This window comes from Paenibacillus sp. F4, assembly GCF_002894905.1.
Classification (GTDB): Bacteria; Bacillota; Bacilli; order Paenibacillales; family Paenibacillaceae; genus Paenibacillus; species Paenibacillus polymyxa_B.
In genome coordinates this window covers 353633-367833 of sequence record NZ_POVS01000006.1, presented here as the reverse complement: position 1 = coordinate 367833, position 14201 = coordinate 353633, and the positions used below count along the sequence as shown (strand labels likewise).

The 14201-nt window shown below is 47.1% G+C and carries 15 protein-coding genes; 2 read left to right on the top strand and 13 right to left on the bottom strand.

The annotated features are described in order from the left end of the window. Positions 1-122: 122 nt before the first annotated feature. The 3 genes from C1T21_RS04185 to C1T21_RS04175 all read right to left on the bottom strand — a co-directional run bounded on the left by C1T21_RS04185 (position 123) and on the right by C1T21_RS04175 (position 2117). On the bottom strand, positions 123-461 hold the full coding sequence (locus C1T21_RS04185; RefSeq protein ID WP_103047335.1) for a hypothetical protein: 339 nt from the start codon (positions 459-461) through the stop codon (positions 123-125). 15 nt (positions 462-476) lie between these two features. Then, a complete protein-coding gene (locus tag C1T21_RS04180; protein ID WP_103047334.1) occupies positions 477-1190 on the bottom strand; it encodes a pirin family protein in 714 nt (237 codons plus the stop codon). Positions 1191-1259: 69 nt separating this feature from the next. Continuing rightward, positions 1260-2117, bottom strand: a complete 858-nt coding sequence (locus C1T21_RS04175; RefSeq protein ID WP_023990802.1) for a LysR family transcriptional regulator — start codon at positions 2115-2117, stop codon at positions 1260-1262. Between the two features lie 181 nt (positions 2118-2298). Between C1T21_RS04175 and C1T21_RS04170 the strand changes: the two genes are divergently transcribed. Beyond that, positions 2299-3279 carry a DMT family transporter gene (locus C1T21_RS04170; protein WP_258012359.1) on the top strand — a complete coding sequence of 327 codons (981 nt, stop codon included), beginning with the start codon at positions 2299-2301 and terminating at the stop codon, positions 3277-3279. A 94-nt stretch (positions 3280-3373) separates the two neighbouring features. On the opposite strand, the gene C1T21_RS04165 is transcribed toward C1T21_RS04170, so the two are convergent. The 6 genes from C1T21_RS04165 to C1T21_RS04140 all read right to left on the bottom strand — a co-directional run bounded on the left by C1T21_RS04165 (position 3374) and on the right by C1T21_RS04140 (position 8677). Next, positions 3374-5362 (bottom strand): methyl-accepting chemotaxis protein, encoded by a 1989-nt coding sequence (locus tag C1T21_RS04165; RefSeq protein ID WP_103047332.1) that lies wholly within the window; start codon positions 5360-5362, stop codon positions 3374-3376. A 154-nt stretch (positions 5363-5516) separates the two neighbouring features. Then, positions 5517-5924, bottom strand: coding sequence for a DoxX family protein (locus tag C1T21_RS04160; protein ID WP_028540751.1), 408 nt, complete (start codon positions 5922-5924; stop codon positions 5517-5519). A gap of 119 nt (positions 5925-6043) precedes the next feature. After that, positions 6044-6904: a M56 family metallopeptidase gene (locus C1T21_RS04155; RefSeq protein WP_103047331.1), complete on the bottom strand. Its 861-nt coding sequence runs from the start codon at positions 6902-6904 to the stop codon at positions 6044-6046. A 2-nt stretch (positions 6905-6906) separates the two neighbouring features. Next, on the bottom strand, positions 6907-7320 hold the full coding sequence (locus C1T21_RS04150; protein ID WP_039271686.1) for a BlaI/MecI/CopY family transcriptional regulator: 414 nt from the start codon (positions 7318-7320) through the stop codon (positions 6907-6909). Between the two features lie 146 nt (positions 7321-7466). Then, entirely contained in the window at positions 7467-8306 is an 840-nt protein-coding gene (locus C1T21_RS04145; RefSeq protein WP_103047330.1) for a winged helix-turn-helix domain-containing protein, read from the bottom strand. Further along, positions 8282-8677 carry a Fur family transcriptional regulator gene (locus tag C1T21_RS04140; RefSeq protein ID WP_023990809.1) on the bottom strand — a complete coding sequence of 132 codons (396 nt, stop codon included), beginning with the start codon at positions 8675-8677 and terminating at the stop codon, positions 8282-8284. The genes C1T21_RS04145 and C1T21_RS04140 overlap by 25 nt, the downstream gene beginning before the upstream one ends. A 197-nt stretch (positions 8678-8874) precedes the next feature. Here C1T21_RS04140 and C1T21_RS04135 point away from each other — a divergent pair, with 197 nt between their 5' ends. Beyond that, complete coding sequence (locus C1T21_RS04135; RefSeq protein ID WP_103047329.1) at positions 8875-9192, top strand: YczF family membrane protein; 318 nt, start codon at positions 8875-8877, stop codon at positions 9190-9192. 332 nt (positions 9193-9524) lie between these two features. Here the strand turns inward: C1T21_RS04135 and C1T21_RS27735 are convergent, their stop codons facing one another. The 4 genes from C1T21_RS27735 to C1T21_RS04115 are packed head-to-tail and all read right to left on the bottom strand — an operon-like array spanning position 9525 to position 14110. Continuing rightward, positions 9525-10124 (bottom strand): GerAB/ArcD/ProY family transporter, encoded by a 600-nt coding sequence (locus C1T21_RS27735; RefSeq protein WP_223821969.1) that lies wholly within the window; start codon positions 10122-10124, stop codon positions 9525-9527. Continuing rightward, positions 10121-11230: a GerAB/ArcD/ProY family transporter gene (locus C1T21_RS04125; RefSeq protein ID WP_103047494.1), complete on the bottom strand. Its 1110-nt coding sequence runs from the start codon at positions 11228-11230 to the stop codon at positions 10121-10123. The genes C1T21_RS27735 and C1T21_RS04125 overlap by 4 nt, the downstream gene beginning before the upstream one ends. A gap of 26 nt (positions 11231-11256) precedes the next feature. Then, positions 11257-12498, bottom strand: coding sequence for a Ger(x)C family spore germination protein (locus tag C1T21_RS04120; protein ID WP_103047328.1), 1242 nt, complete (start codon positions 12496-12498; stop codon positions 11257-11259). Next, entirely contained in the window at positions 12476-14110 is a 1635-nt protein-coding gene (locus tag C1T21_RS04115; RefSeq protein ID WP_103047327.1) for a spore germination protein, read from the bottom strand. The genes C1T21_RS04120 and C1T21_RS04115 overlap by 23 nt, the downstream gene beginning before the upstream one ends. Positions 14111-14201: the final 91 nt, after the last annotated feature.

Genomic DNA, 14201 nt, shown 5'->3' with positions numbered 1-14201 from the left:
GCCTGCAAAGGATTATGTATCCAATGAACTCAACATATTGAACGGATAACAAAAAGACCCTGCAATGATGCAGAGTCTTCGAAAATCCATTATATATCTGAAAATTTATGATAAAGGAATGATTAATCTCCCCAAAACTCCTCGGGATGGTATTCAATCTCAGAACCAGCTTCGAACGTAAGCTTATCTGTCTGATCATGATATTCCACGCTTTCCGGGGTGACGTAATACCAATGCTTCACCACGGGTCCGTCGTCTACCGGCGTTACAAAACGAAATACGTTCAACTCCCCGCTATAACGCACAATCGCCTCCGCCGTCTCACGCGGCAACTCTTGAAGCATAAAGCGAAACACACCGTCCACCGATTCAAAATGACAATCGAAACTCTGCTTGCGGCTGTCAGCAAAGCTACGTCCCGTGACGGCATGCTTGATCAGCCATGTTTCCTGCTGCGCCATTGTGCGCACCTCCTTTTAGGGCAAATCAATCAACATATAAAAAACAGAATCTTCTGCTTTCAGTGAGAGCTTCGGCTCCTGCTCAATACGAGCGGAATCGCGTCCTTGCAGAATATGTTCACCGTTCACACGCAGCGAGCCTTCGATGACGAACAGGAACACGCGCCGACCCTCGGCCTGTGTGAATTCTACTTGCTCTCCAGGCTGAAGCTTGCTTAAATAAATCGTTAAATCCTGGTTGATTGCAGCTATTTCACCCTCTGTGCCTGGTACGCGCTTTCCGGCAACGACAGGCAGAAGCTGACCTTGAAGACGCTCAGGATTGAATGCTGTAGCCTCATATGACGGTTTCAGTCCTCTCGTATGCGGGCTAAACCACAATTGCAGCAGACTGACATCCTCCGTTTGTGAAGCGTTGTGCTCCGTATGAATGATGCCGTGGCCCGCTGACATTCGCTGAATGCCTCCAAAACGGGTCACCGCTACATGTCCACGGTTGTCTTCATGACGCAGTTCCCCATACAGCACAATCGAAACAATCTCCATATCACTGTGCGGATGCGCCCCAAATCCCCGTCCCGGTGCGATGACATCGTCATTACAGACACGCATAGGACCAAACGCTGTATTGTTCTCATCCTGATACTCCGCGAATGAAAAGCTGTGACTTCCCCGTAGCCAGCCCTTATCGAAGCTGAATCGGGAAGCCGCCGGATATATTGTAAACATAATAGCCCTCCTTCAGGAAGAAAAATGAGATCAAATCCCTCTCATTGTAACCGAGCCCAAGCGATAAAGCTACGCCTCTGTCTGAGTGATAATCTCATCTATAAAAGACTGCAAAGTACTGGTAACAAAGGCTTCCTTACGCCGGATAAACACCGTTGTTACTTCATTGTAAGGCTCAGGCATCGCATGACCGCATACAAGGCCTTGAGCCACCAGCCCGCTGATCGAAGATTCGGGAAAAACAGTCATTCCAATACCAGCCGCCACACTGCCGATAATCGTCTCAAATGTCCCGAACTCCATAATCTGCTTGGGAATAATCCCCTCCATCTTGAGCCAAGTTTCCAGCCGTCCCCGGTAGCCGCAGCCTTTTTTATATAAGAGGAGCGGACGGGTAGTGAGATCCTCGACAGAAAAGTCATCTCCTTGGGATACGAGGACCAGTTTTTCCTGAAACACATCAAACTGTTCAATCAGCGGATGCTTGACCGGCCCGGTCACAAAAGCTCCATCCAGCCGCATTTCTGCAACCTCCTGCACCAGAGACTCTGTAACCCCGGCCTTGAGGGACAACTCGACATCCGGGTACTTGCTATAGTAAGCATGTAAAATGGCCGGGAGGGCAATGACAGTCTCCACAATGCCAATCTCCAGTACCCCCGAAGGTGCAGAGGTATTCTGAAACGCATGTTTCATTTCCTCAAATTGCGATAAAATGCTTTTCGTATATTGCAGCAGACGCTTGCCCTCGGCATTGAGGATCATTCCCCGCTTATGTCTATTAAACAAAGGCGTTTGCAGTTCCTTTTCGAGCAGCTTGATTCTGGCCGTTACATTGGACTGGACATAGCTAAGCTCGGCTGCAGCCTTGCTGACACTGCCATGCGCAGCCACCGTCTGGAAAATGTTCAAATCGTTCAGATCCACTACTGCTCCCCCTTATTGTGAAGGACAAGGGACCATCAAAATTGACGCGCCTTGTCACTTATTATCATTTTAAATGATCATAATGTTTATTTTCAATCATTTTACCGACAGCTTTCTATCCTTTATGATGTGTCCATAAGATATGTCCGCTGAGACCGGCAAGGAGGAGCTTTTGTACACCATGAACAGACAAATCATGACCGGATCTTTATTATGCCTAATCGCCAGTATGTCCTGGGGGGCGATGTTTCCGGTTTCGCACATTGCATTACAACATATCAATCCACTGTACTTTTCATTTTTGCGCTATTTATCGGTTACACTCATTTTAGTCATGCTATTGTGGCTCAAAGAGGGACGGACTGCATTTCGCTTTGAGGGCAAGGGCAAGACGTTGTTATTCTTCGGGACCATGGGATTCACCATTTATAATATGGCCGTTTTCCAGGGACAGCACGCGATGGGGGCAGCAGGCACTCTTGTAGCCTCTATAATGGAAGTGCTAATGCCGATGATTTCCATTGCGATGGTGTGGATCATGACTCGTAAAATGCCTCCAAAATATACACTAATTAGCATGATGATTGCGCTGGCTGGGGCTTTACTTGTGATCACGAACGGAAAATGGACCTTTTTCACGCTTGCCGGACAACATTTACTGCCGCTGCTGCTTATTTTCGTAGGCGTCGTCGGATGGGTCGTATATTCCATGGGAGGCAGCCATTTTGCAGGATGGTCTACTCTTCGGTATTCAACCCTAACCTGCCTGCTCGGAACTCTCGTCTCCTTCGTAGTCGTCACATTTGCCTCTGCTTTCAACTGGATTGTGGTGCCGGACTGGCAGGCTGTGTGGTCAGTTAAATACGAAATGAGCTTTATGATCCTCCTCCCAGGGCTAGCTGCCCTGCTTAGCTGGAATGCCGGAATCCGAAAGCTGTCTCCACTGAACGGAATTCTATTTATTAACTTTGTACCGATTACCACGCTGGTACTCATGTACTTCCAAGGTTATGCCATTAGCCGTTTTGAACTATATGGGACAGTGCTGGTCATTTTCGCACTGATTCTGAACAATATGTTTCAGAGAAGTTCGTTGCGTCCTCCCGACAGCTCACGGGATGTCCGTTTCCGTCTGGATCGCCGCAAGTCCTTCCAACGTTAACTTCTAACCCTGCAAACCAAAAATTATGCTAAAAACATTAAAAAGCGCCTGGATACAGAGTACAATCTCCTGTATCCGGGCGCTTTTTATCTTATCAGGATTTTCCTTCAACCTGAAAACGTCCAACTAGCTCGCGCAATTCCTCTGCCATTTGGCTCAGATCCGCTGTAGATGAAGCAATTTCCTCGATAGAAGCGAGCTGTTGCTCAGCTGCCGCTGAGATCGACTCGGTGTTGCTCGCTGCCTCGTCCGAAATGTGGGCAATATCGCTCATAATATCTACGACGCCTACAGTCCCCCGTGCCATTTCCTGAGTCACTCCCGTAATGTCATTGATATGCTCCATAGCTCGTTCCACGGCCTGGCTAATTTCCGCAAAGGATTGCTCAGACGTGGTTACCGAATCAATGCCTTCCGTCACCCGTGTTCGCGCTTGATGCATAGCGCCCAGAGCATGATTCATATCCATCTGCATCGCTTCAATGCGATCCGAGATCAAGGTAGCCGATTTCGCAGATTCCTCAGCCAGCTTACGCACCTCCGTAGCGACCACGGCAAATCCTTTGCCATGATCCCCAGCGCGTGCGGCCTCAATGGACGCATTCAGAGCTAACAAATTCGTCTGTTTGGCAATACCGGATATAACGCTGATAATATTCACGATTTCACCGGAGCGCTCATTGAGAGAGTCCATGGCCTGTCCGAGATCGTTAACGGTCTCGTCGATGTCATGCATCTTCTGTACAGCCTGCGTAGCAGCCTTACTGCCTTCCTGAGCCGACTCGGCGTTCATCTTCACATGTTCAGATACGCCCACCATACGCTCGGATACGTTCGCTGCTTGCTGAGCAAGCTCCTCCATATTTATAGAGCCGTGCTTGACGCTCTGCACCTGACGTTCGCTGCCCACAGCTACTTCCTGGATAGCAATGGTGACATGCTCAATCGCTTGGGTCGTCTGATCTGCACCCGCAGCCAGCTCCTCCGCTGAAGAACTTACCCGATCTGTCGTTTCGTGTACGCTTCGAATCATCGTGCGCAAACTGTCGACCATAGTTTGGAAGTGAGAAGACAATTCGCCTACCTCATCCGTTTTTCCAGTTTCCAAATCGCCCGTCAAATCTCCTTCACTGATTCGTTCTGCTGATTTTTGCAGCTTACGAATCGGTACCAGAACAGAACGGGTGATCAGGAAAATCGCGATAAGCGCAATCACCAGTGAGGCAGCCAGCACGAAAATGGTTACATAACGCATGGCAGCGGTGGCATCGCTAATCTCGGATTGATAGAAGGTACCTGCAATTTTCCAGCCGGTATCCGTATTCGTTACATAGGTCAAATATTTCTCGCGACCTTCATGCATATAATTGAAGTTCCCGCTCGGCGCAGTATACAACGTATCAAGCGAATTCTCCTGAGGAGATGAGCCCGCTTTAGCCGTAGGATGGACTACAAATTTCTTCGTATGATCCAAAATGACGATATACCCCTCCTGGCCCACTTTGATGGAGGCCAGTTTACGTACACTTTCCAGATTTAGAGAAATCCCGATAACCCCAGACTTGTCCGAAAGCGTCTGAGATACTACGACAACAGGAATACCCGATGAATTGATGATAACAGGCGTAATTGCAACCTTACCGGGCTGCTTCATCGCTTCTATGTACCATGGTCGTGTGCGAGGGTCAAATGTCCCTTCATCCTCCTTGGGCACCCCCCGGATCATCAAGCCCTCTGGTGTACCGACAAAAACGTCCATCGCATCTTCGTGCAAACCCTTGTATTGGATCAGCTTGGGCTGAATCAAAGGGCTATTTCGACCATCTATCATCGAGCCATCCAGACGCTCCGCCAAATAACTCGCATCTTTAATTTTACTGGCGATTGCGTATTCAATAATTGAGTTAGCCGTCGCTACCCCCTGATTCGCACTGCCGTGGAGCTGTTTCTCCATAGCATTATATGATGATTTATAGGTCGAAATGGAAATACTTAAGCTCGGAATCAGCAAAACAAGCAAAAAGCCTAAACTTAGCTTGTTCCTGAGTGTCCATATCGTTTTTCTCTTTCGCGTTGTTCCCATGTTTTTTCCCCTTTGCTCATAAAACATTATATTTGAATTACATTCAGTGTTAGTTATATCGGTTGAAAGTAACAAATGATTTACAATAAAATTTCACAAAGGAGAAAAACAAAAACCGCGCCCTATGAGACTAAGGACGCGGTTATATGAACATTTAGACCTGTACGTTACTATTTTCAGCCTTTTTACGGCCAAATAACTGATCCACTGCCAGAAAACGTCCACCGACAAGCGCTTGCTGAAGACTGGTGAACAGAATCAGCAGATCAAATTCAATCGAGCCAAAAGGCTGTCCTTTTTTAGCCGTTAGTAATACACCAATCATAACAATGGTCAATGCCGCTCCAGCCAGTCGTGTTCCGATACCCAGAACCAGTGCAATTCCTCCAACCAGCTCAACCGTAGCGACCACAGGGGCCATCCAACCAGGGAGTCCGATGCTTTGGAAGAAGCCGGAGGTTCCGTCTAATCCCTGAAACTTTTGTGCACCGTGAACGATAAAAATAACCCCTGTAAAGATTCGTACCAACAATAATCCAATATTCATAAGCGTTTGATTCATTTGCTCATCTCCTTTTAAATTGTATAAAAACCCTGTAAAAAAAACTACACAGTGTAGTGTATTGCACATCGAGAATCGGGAGCGCGAAAAGCGCCACCCGTAAGAAACATCTTGCCCAACTAGATTAGCGCCAGTGCGAACATAAGTGTCAGCATCACTAGCACATAGCTGGAAAACATAATCGAACGCCAAGGCATTTGAATGACAGGTTCTTGCTGAGGGTCTAAAATACGTGAGATACGATAATTAATGGACGTTTCTGCAAACGAGGAACAAGCGGCGGAGTTTACCAGGCGAGTATTGGCAGGCGTCATACTCAAAAGCTTGAGCAATGCGCTCCCAATCCCAACTGGTGAACCAGCTCGATGAATCGCTTCGTTATCAGCCAAAATTTCACGGGCCGTCTTATAATGATTGGTAATGTGACGTAGCACCGGCAAGTAAAACAGCTGTTTAGCACACACTTGCAGCAACCAGGTCTTCAACGGATCATAATGTTTCATATGATAGGCTTCGTGGTATATGACAGCCTCTTCCTCGTGCTTGTCCAGTACGGACAATAGTGCAGAGGACAATACAATGCGTGGCTTCCATAATCCCATGGTAAAGGCGGCTGGCTTGGCATAATCAATGACCCATATCCGATCGATCCCGAGTTCACGATATCGCTCACCCAGTGCTTCGGTCAGAGAGAGGTCACGCATTCGGTGCAGTCTGCGAAAAGCTGCCCTGGTAGCCATACACTGTCTGACTGCTTCTCCTCCGGCGATAGCAAAGGTAACGAAAACCAACCCGCTGAGCGCATCCACCATGTAGCCGATTCCGTAGTGCTGCAACAAACTTCTGCAAATTTGAAACACGTTATAATTCAATTTCCAGCCGAAAACATGCTGCCCGGCGTACATACCCATCTGTATAAGGGCGAAACCCGAAATCAAGGCGCCTGCTGTAAACAGTAATTTAGAACGTGTTTTCCACATCGCTACATATCCTTTTTCCATTGTTTAATTTTTTGTTCCAGACGTTCGATCAACTTCGGATCGGCCACCTCCAGAGCATCAATCATATGATTGACAGCAAGCGGACCAAATTCATCCACCAATTCGTGACTCAGTCCCTTGGATTGCTCATCCATGAACTCTTCCCTGCTTAAAACTGGACGATATAAAGACGTTCTCCCACGTATACTCTTACTCAGTATTCCCTTGTCCACTAAACGGTTCATCACGGTCATTACCGTATTGAAGTTAAAGTCCCGATCCCCCTCCAACGCGGTCTGCACTTCTTTGATACTCCGATCCGAAGTGGACCATAAAATATCCATAATCTTGGCTTCCAGAGGCCCGAAAAATCGGTTAAGCCCGGTTTCGCCAGCTTTAAAATTCAGTCGTTTCATAAGAAGCACCTCACACTACCGATTGTAGTGTATATATCCGGCTAAAGTCAACCGTCACACCTAATGTCAGTTTCTTCATGGAATCATATACAAACCGCCGAATGTCTCCATCCGGCGGAAATTCATCGGTATTCATAACTTTCAGGTCAATCTGCCAATCTGTATCCTACACCTCTTACGGTTGCAATATATTCAGGTTCCGCAGGTCGATCATCTAGCTTCTTGCGCAAACTTTTGACATGCACATCTACAACGTTACTGCCGCCTACAAAATCCGTCTCCCAGATATCGTGCATCATTTGCTCGCGAGAGATCACTTTGCCTTGAGCATCAATCAGCTTCAGCAGCAAATCGTATTCTGTTTTAGTCAGATTCAGTTGACTCTCTTCTTTATATACCAGCATTTTATCTCGGTCAATCCAGATGTCCTTGAACACCGTACGACGGCTGGCTTGCGCTGCCTGACGGGAAGCGGCTGGATGGCGTACAATCATCCGTTCAATGTCATGCACCATATGATTGGAAGCCAGCGGCCACACCAGCACCTCTTCTGAAGGAAGCAGCTCATGAGCATGTACAGACACCCGATCCTGAACCACGTACATAACCGGTGTGTCTTTCATGTGTTCTACCTCAAGACGATTGCGAATATCCAGTAATTCACTCTGTGGTTCGGTGGCGGTCAAATCGTAAATCAACAGATCGCTTCCTAGATGACGCTGCACTTCAGGCTCCCAGCGATGGAAAACCATCACATCAAAACACGCATCTGATAGCGTACGCACCAACCCGTGAACTACACCTGGTACCGAACTGATCAGAATGATACGACGTGTAGTCGGACAATACAAAGGCTCATTGGAGGGAACGGTCTGCACCGTAGGTGTAGAGGGAGCTGCTAACATCGATGTCCAACTGCCCTTCACCCGTCTAGGCATGTCAGCCACTTTGAAACGATTCGTTATCTGATTCGCTTGCTTTGACATTCCTTACACACTCCTCCGAATACGACATGGGCATGGGCAATATTATACCCCGTTTCATGCGCAACCGTGTCAATCCAATCATGTGGGACTTCACTCATCACTTCATCTACCCGGCCGCATACCTGACAAATAATATGTTGATGATCGTCCATCCGTCCGTCATAACGACTAGCAGCTTCCCCCAGCTTCAATTCACGGATTAATTCCTTATCCGTCAAATAACGCAGTGAATTATATACCGTTCCATAGGCCAGATTATATCCGCGCTCCATCAACCGATTCATAACATCGGCCGCAGTAGGATGATCGTGGGCTTCACGAACCACATCATATACCGCTTGGCGCTGCGAAGTTAAATTTAAAGTTCTCATAGCGCATCTCCCTTAATCAACGCAGATTATATTAATTACAAACTTACAATCATAATAAATATCAATTTAGAATAAGTATAAATCTTAATTTATTTCAAGTCAATGGGATCGGATAAATTGAACGGCTTTGCAACACAATGTATACATGGTACATGCTCAGCTCATACACATGCTCATACACATCGGAGGGATATTTTATGAAGGTACTGTGGATATTTACACTCTTTATGATACTTATGCTCGGCACCATTCTGCTAGTGAACTGGCTATTCGGTACTCATACCCCGTGGGAGCCCATGGCATTGGCTTTTAGCACTATGCGTCCATCCGAATATATCGTCTTGGCAGGAATGCTCCTTTTGCTCTTTGTAAACGCGGGCAAAAAGCAAATAGGAAACGCATTTCGCTTCCTTTTCTCACGATGGTCACGTTTTCTGAGAGTTCCCTCTTCTAACTCTGCTTCTTCGCACCAGAGCAATCAGAAAAAACAGAACGGGGAAAAGGTAAACAAATAATGGATGAATATAGATTAGGAACTATCGCCCAAATTCAAAATGCTCACTCAGGCTTGGCCCCCCCTATCTGGGACCATAGTAAAACAAGGATACCGCAAGAGAGCAGCGTCTTTCGATAGGGTAAACCAAATATATCGGATATCCCCACCGCGGCCGCATAAAAAACAAAGCCACTTTAAAAAAGTCTCCAATGATAACGGACATCAGTATAATGACATCTGGACGCTGCACGTATTCCGAAAGCTGTACATTCGCAAATGTACTTAAGTAATGGAAAAATAGAGCGCTCTGTTATAGCCGTACCCAGCACGGTTACATTTAATATTGCGACTTCAATTAAAACGATACCCCCAGCTAAAATGCCCCCATAACCTGCTCTGGTCATCTTGTGAAGGCTTATGTACACAAGGGATAAACATCATAAAGCAAATCATTTCACCGTATGGAAAAGCCAGACGTTCCCTGGTCACTGAACTGAGTATGGGCTTAAGGCCCTGACTCATTACGGGCATCAGCTCTTCCAGACGAATGCTGCCCAATAAAATTAACAATGTATTTCCCAAGACAATAACGATGACTAACACTACAACAAATATTTGTTCTGTACGAGCCAACACTTCAAAGCCAAGCCAGAGGACATACATTGCACATATAACCATCAGAAAGGCGACGACCGGACTTGGCGTTCTTTCCAGTACGGAAACACGAATCAGTTCCGTCTCGCCACGTAAATGAAACATGTCTGCGGTATAGGTGTACATTCGGAACAATACGATCCCGAGAATCATAGCAATGAGCTGGGCAATCCATGTATCCCGTTCATATTCATTTCTTAAATTAATAATGATCGCATTTCCCAGAATAAAATGGAACATGAGAATGTGCATTTGCCCGGTGCTGATATATGTTTTGTTGGCAAAACGTTGACTCACGACGCATTCTCCTCTCCTTTTTTATTCCGAGTCTTTTTCAGCCATGACACGATAAGCAGCAAGAAAGGAAAAAACACGGCAAATATCGGAAACAGCCATTTCAGCACAAACTCGCCTATTACAAGATGGTGTTGATAGCCCAAAGCCATCAATACGCAAGAAACGAGCATGATCAGCCCAAACGGCAGGATCAATTTACGGTAAGATATTCTTAATACATCCTCCGCAGCCTTAACCGCCGCATAATAGAAGATGAAGATTTTGAAAAAATCAAAAATAATAACGGTCATGACGCCGATGACATCTACCCTGTCGATAAAATCGGATATTTCTACCTTACTGATCATCGAGAGCAGCGGGTAATTCGCCCGTTTGAACACGTTCTCTCCCAGTGCAAGCACATTGGACAATGTAACAACAGACAGGAGCAGCCCCCCCAACAATACAGCGGTCACCCCTACCCCATTGGCACGGTAGCCCTTTTTTAATGTGGGGAGGATCATAGCAAACGTAACCATCTCGCCGTACGGGAGCATCACGGCTTGCGAATAAACAACTTGCCATATCGGCTGCCAGCCATGCTCGGCTATGGGCAATATATTGCCTACATCCACAATGCCTGCCAACAAAATCAATATATTCGTAGCCAGGCCCAGCAGCAGCAGCAAAATCAACATGATGATGGCCGTCCGGCCTGCAACCTCGATTCCCAGATGCATCACATACATCACAAGTCCAATCATCAAGGCACAGATGACTGTCAACGGCGTATGCTGAAGTGTCCGGTCGGCAATCAGTATCCCCGTGTCCCGAAGATCCCGTGCTCCGCCGTAAAGAAAAAACACGATATATATAAAAGCAAGCGCACTCCCTGCTTTCTTGCCCAAAAGGGTTCTGCAGTACTGCGTCATGAGCAAGTCGGGAAAGCGTCGGTGAAGGCTGCCATAGCATACAAAAAGCATTGCCCCAAAAACCGTGGAAATGAGGATGGCGATCCATGCATCCTTCCCCGCATTCCTTCCGGGAATAGACATCATGGATGTGCCCATCTCAAACAGCACCATAAGAGAGATCATCTCTTTTGCGTCCATCTGTGTCTTTTTCATGGCCTTCCCTCCTTGTTCTATTTCCACTAGTCTGATTCCCCCTTGGAATATGGGTTAGTCCGCGACTGCGTGTGTTTCAGTACAGAAGTCACTTGAATACGGACGGTGCTTTCCGCAAAATAACGTCTCCATTCGGAAGAGAGTTTTTCCCATTTTTTAGGATGACTCCTCTCCAGCGCACGGCCGAAGCCTATTACATCGCTGCGGGTACGCTGTACCTCCCTGACTGTTGAACTGATCACTTTTTTCGTCTCCTCTGTCCATTGCTCCTGCAATCTTTTCATCGCCTCCGAACTTTGCAAGTTAATCGGGCACTCGGCTTCCTGTACCGCCCCGGTCTGTTTTAAGTTAATCACAAAAACAGGCTCCCCTTGCTCCATCTGAGTGTGTATATTGGTTGCAGAGAACAAGGTTTCGATGCCAATAGTTTCCTCATTCTTACCGCAGTTCAATGTTGTTTGGGCACTTTTTACCTTGTTGTTGATCATAGACAGTCCAATGGCCTGGTCATCGTCCAACCAGCGGACAAGCCGGTCCTTTTGGAACACCCCCATTCCGTTAATATGAACAATTGCTTTCGGTAAAATATTGTCCACATTGTTCTTGCTTGGGGCCTGCTCCAAATTCCCATCGACCTCTATGCCCGTCAGCACAGGACCGCCACCCTTATTGGACATGCTGCGAATGACATCGTCGATAGTCACCGCGTAATCCCCGGCATACAAACGCTCCGATGTTTCCAGCTTTCCTGAAATATCATTGGCGGGAATACGGCCGATCGCGGTCATGATTGCCAGCACATCCTTCCCAGTATTACCGCGTGCCACCATCATTTTCACCGGCAGCCGGATTTCTGTAGATCTTTCCAGAAAATCCATCGTATCGCCGATTCCAGCCCGTGCCAACTTTTCTCCAATAACGACCAGTCTGGTATGCGCCAGAGAAATGATCCGCGAAACCCTTTGTGAAGCTCTACGGATCGCTTGAAACAGATTCTTGCCCTTTTCCTGAAACAAGACGACAGGGGTGGCTCCTCTCGCTTTAGCTCCGGCTATTTCATCTGCCACGATTACCTGCAGGGAAACCGCATAGCCCGACTCCCCATCCTCATCAATACCTATAGCCGCTACTACAGCCCTCTGATTCAGCTCCACGGAATCCCAACAGCCAGATAGAAGTGGCATCAATAACAGCCCCGTCAAACTCAGAATCCACACTCTCCATTTGAGGGTTATTGTTCTCCGTTCATTCCCCTTCCCCTGATGCACCCTGAACGCCCCCCTCCTGCATCGGTGAAGTTTTATTGGAAGGGGAAATTCCGCTTCCATCCTTCATTCGTTTCTGATTCGTAGATGCGATACTTTTAGGACGTTTCCGCATCATCCATAATGGGAGCCGCAATACGGCATCCTTTTGACTCTCCAGCACGAAGGGACTGAAAGGGGCCATGTAGGGCACTCCAAAAGAACGCAGACTGTTCATATGGGCGATCAGCGCAATCAACCCCAATGTAATGCCATACAGCCCCATAAACGCCGCCAATATCATAAAAACAAACCTGAACAGTCTCCCGGCCACCGCCATGTTATAAGCCGGAATCGCGTAGCTGGCAATCCCTGTAAGTGCTACTACTATCGTGAGCAGCGGGGTGACTATTCCTGCCTCCACAGCCGCTTGTCCCAATACAAGCGCACCGATGACAGATACGGTCTGTCCGCCCACACGGGGCATTCGAATACCTGCTTCTCGCAAGATTTCAAAGGTGATTTCCAGAATAAACGCCTCCAGAAATGCCGGAAAAGGAACGGATTCCCGCTGCGCTAGTATGCTGATGAGCAGTGGGGTTGGTATCATTTCATAATGATAAGTGGTTAAAGCGATGTAGAGAGAAGGCCCCAAAATCAGAATAATAAAGCTGATATACCGGATGAGTCGGACGACAGTCGCCATGTCGTAACGTTCCGAATAATCGGAAGAACTTTGAAAAAATTGAGCAAATACAGTAGGCATCACCAGTACAAATGGATTTCCATCCACAATGAGTGCCACCCGACCCTCCATAATGTTGCTGCTAATTGTATCCGGTCTTTCTGAGTTATAGATCGTTGGAAATGGTGTGAGATTTTGGTCCTGTATCATCTCTTCTACCATGCCGGATTCAAATATGGCGTCAATATTGATGGCTTTTACCCGTTTGCGAACTTCATCTACGACACTTGAATCTGCAATATTTTTCATATACAGTATGGCCACATTCGTGAGGGACGTACTTCCCACTTTGAACATCTCCATCGTAAGATCGGAGCTTTTAATCCGCCGACGTACAAGAGAGACGTTCGTGAACAGGGATTCCACAAATCCGTCCTTCGGTCCCTGGACGGCAGACTGTGTGGAAGGCTCGTTGACCGCCCGTACCTCTCCTCCACGTGTGCCGCACGCAATGGTCTTTTTACAGCCCTCCAGTAAAATAATCGTATCTCCCATTAAGAGTTGTTCCATCATGGAATTCCAATCATCGCAATCCTTCACTTCACCCAGTTCCAGCGCATGAGCCTGTATCCGATTGTAAAGCTCTTCTGCACTTTCTACCTCAGCAGCCACCTCGGCAGATGGGCGGCTAAGCAATGATTTCATGACGAGCTCATTCACCGTATCCGTCTTGACCATACTATCTAGAAATACAATGGCGGCAGGAACATCCGCCTTTAGGCCGACATTAAAACGGCGAATCAAGAAGTCTGGGCTGTTTGACGTCGATTCCTTAATTTGCTGCAAGTTGGTATCCAAATGAGTCTCGATCTTTAAAGAACGTGAAGAATTTTCTTTATTCTTGTCCGCACCCGACTTTTTATTATGTTTGCGATAGGGATAGCGAATCATGAGCAAACCTCATCTCCAGTAAGGCAGCAATAGATACCGCCCATTTTTCCTTATTCTTGTATCTTTGGAGTATGCTCAATCTATTCCCAGT

Bases quoted from the DNA above. Each gene is read 5' to 3' on its own strand.
- C1T21_RS04165 (WP_103047332.1), bottom strand. From the start codon at position 5,362: ATGGGAACAACGCGAAAGAGAAAAACGATATGGACACTCAGGAACAAG.
- C1T21_RS04140 (WP_023990809.1), bottom strand. From the start codon at position 8,677: ATGAGAACTTTAAATTTAACTTCGCAGCGCCAAGCGGTATATGATGTG.
- C1T21_RS04145 (WP_103047330.1), bottom strand. From the start codon at position 8,306: ATGTCAAAGCAAGCGAATCAGATAACGAATCGTTTCAAAGTGGCTGAC.
- C1T21_RS04115 (WP_103047327.1), bottom strand. From the start codon at position 14,110: ATGATTCGCTATCCCTATCGCAAACATAATAAAAAGTCGGGTGCGGAC.
- C1T21_RS04160 (WP_028540751.1), bottom strand. From the start codon at position 5,924: ATGAATCAAACGCTTATGAATATTGGATTATTGTTGGTACGAATCTTT.
- C1T21_RS04180 (WP_103047334.1), bottom strand. From the start codon at position 1,190: ATGTTTACAATATATCCGGCGGCTTCCCGATTCAGCTTCGATAAGGGC.
- C1T21_RS04135 (WP_103047329.1), top strand. From the start codon at position 8,875: ATGAAGGTACTGTGGATATTTACACTCTTTATGATACTTATGCTCGGC.
- C1T21_RS04150 (WP_039271686.1), bottom strand. From the start codon at position 7,320: ATGAAACGACTGAATTTTAAAGCTGGCGAAACCGGGCTTAACCGATTT.
- C1T21_RS04125 (WP_103047494.1), bottom strand. From the start codon at position 11,230: ATGAAAAAGACACAGATGGACGCAAAAGAGATGATCTCTCTTATGGTG.
- C1T21_RS04170 (WP_258012359.1), top strand. From the start codon at position 2,299: ATGAACAGACAAATCATGACCGGATCTTTATTATGCCTAATCGCCAGT.
- C1T21_RS04185 (WP_103047335.1), bottom strand. From the start codon at position 461: ATGGCGCAGCAGGAAACATGGCTGATCAAGCATGCCGTCACGGGACGT.
- C1T21_RS04155 (WP_103047331.1), bottom strand. From the start codon at position 6,904: ATGTGGAAAACACGTTCTAAATTACTGTTTACAGCAGGCGCCTTGATT.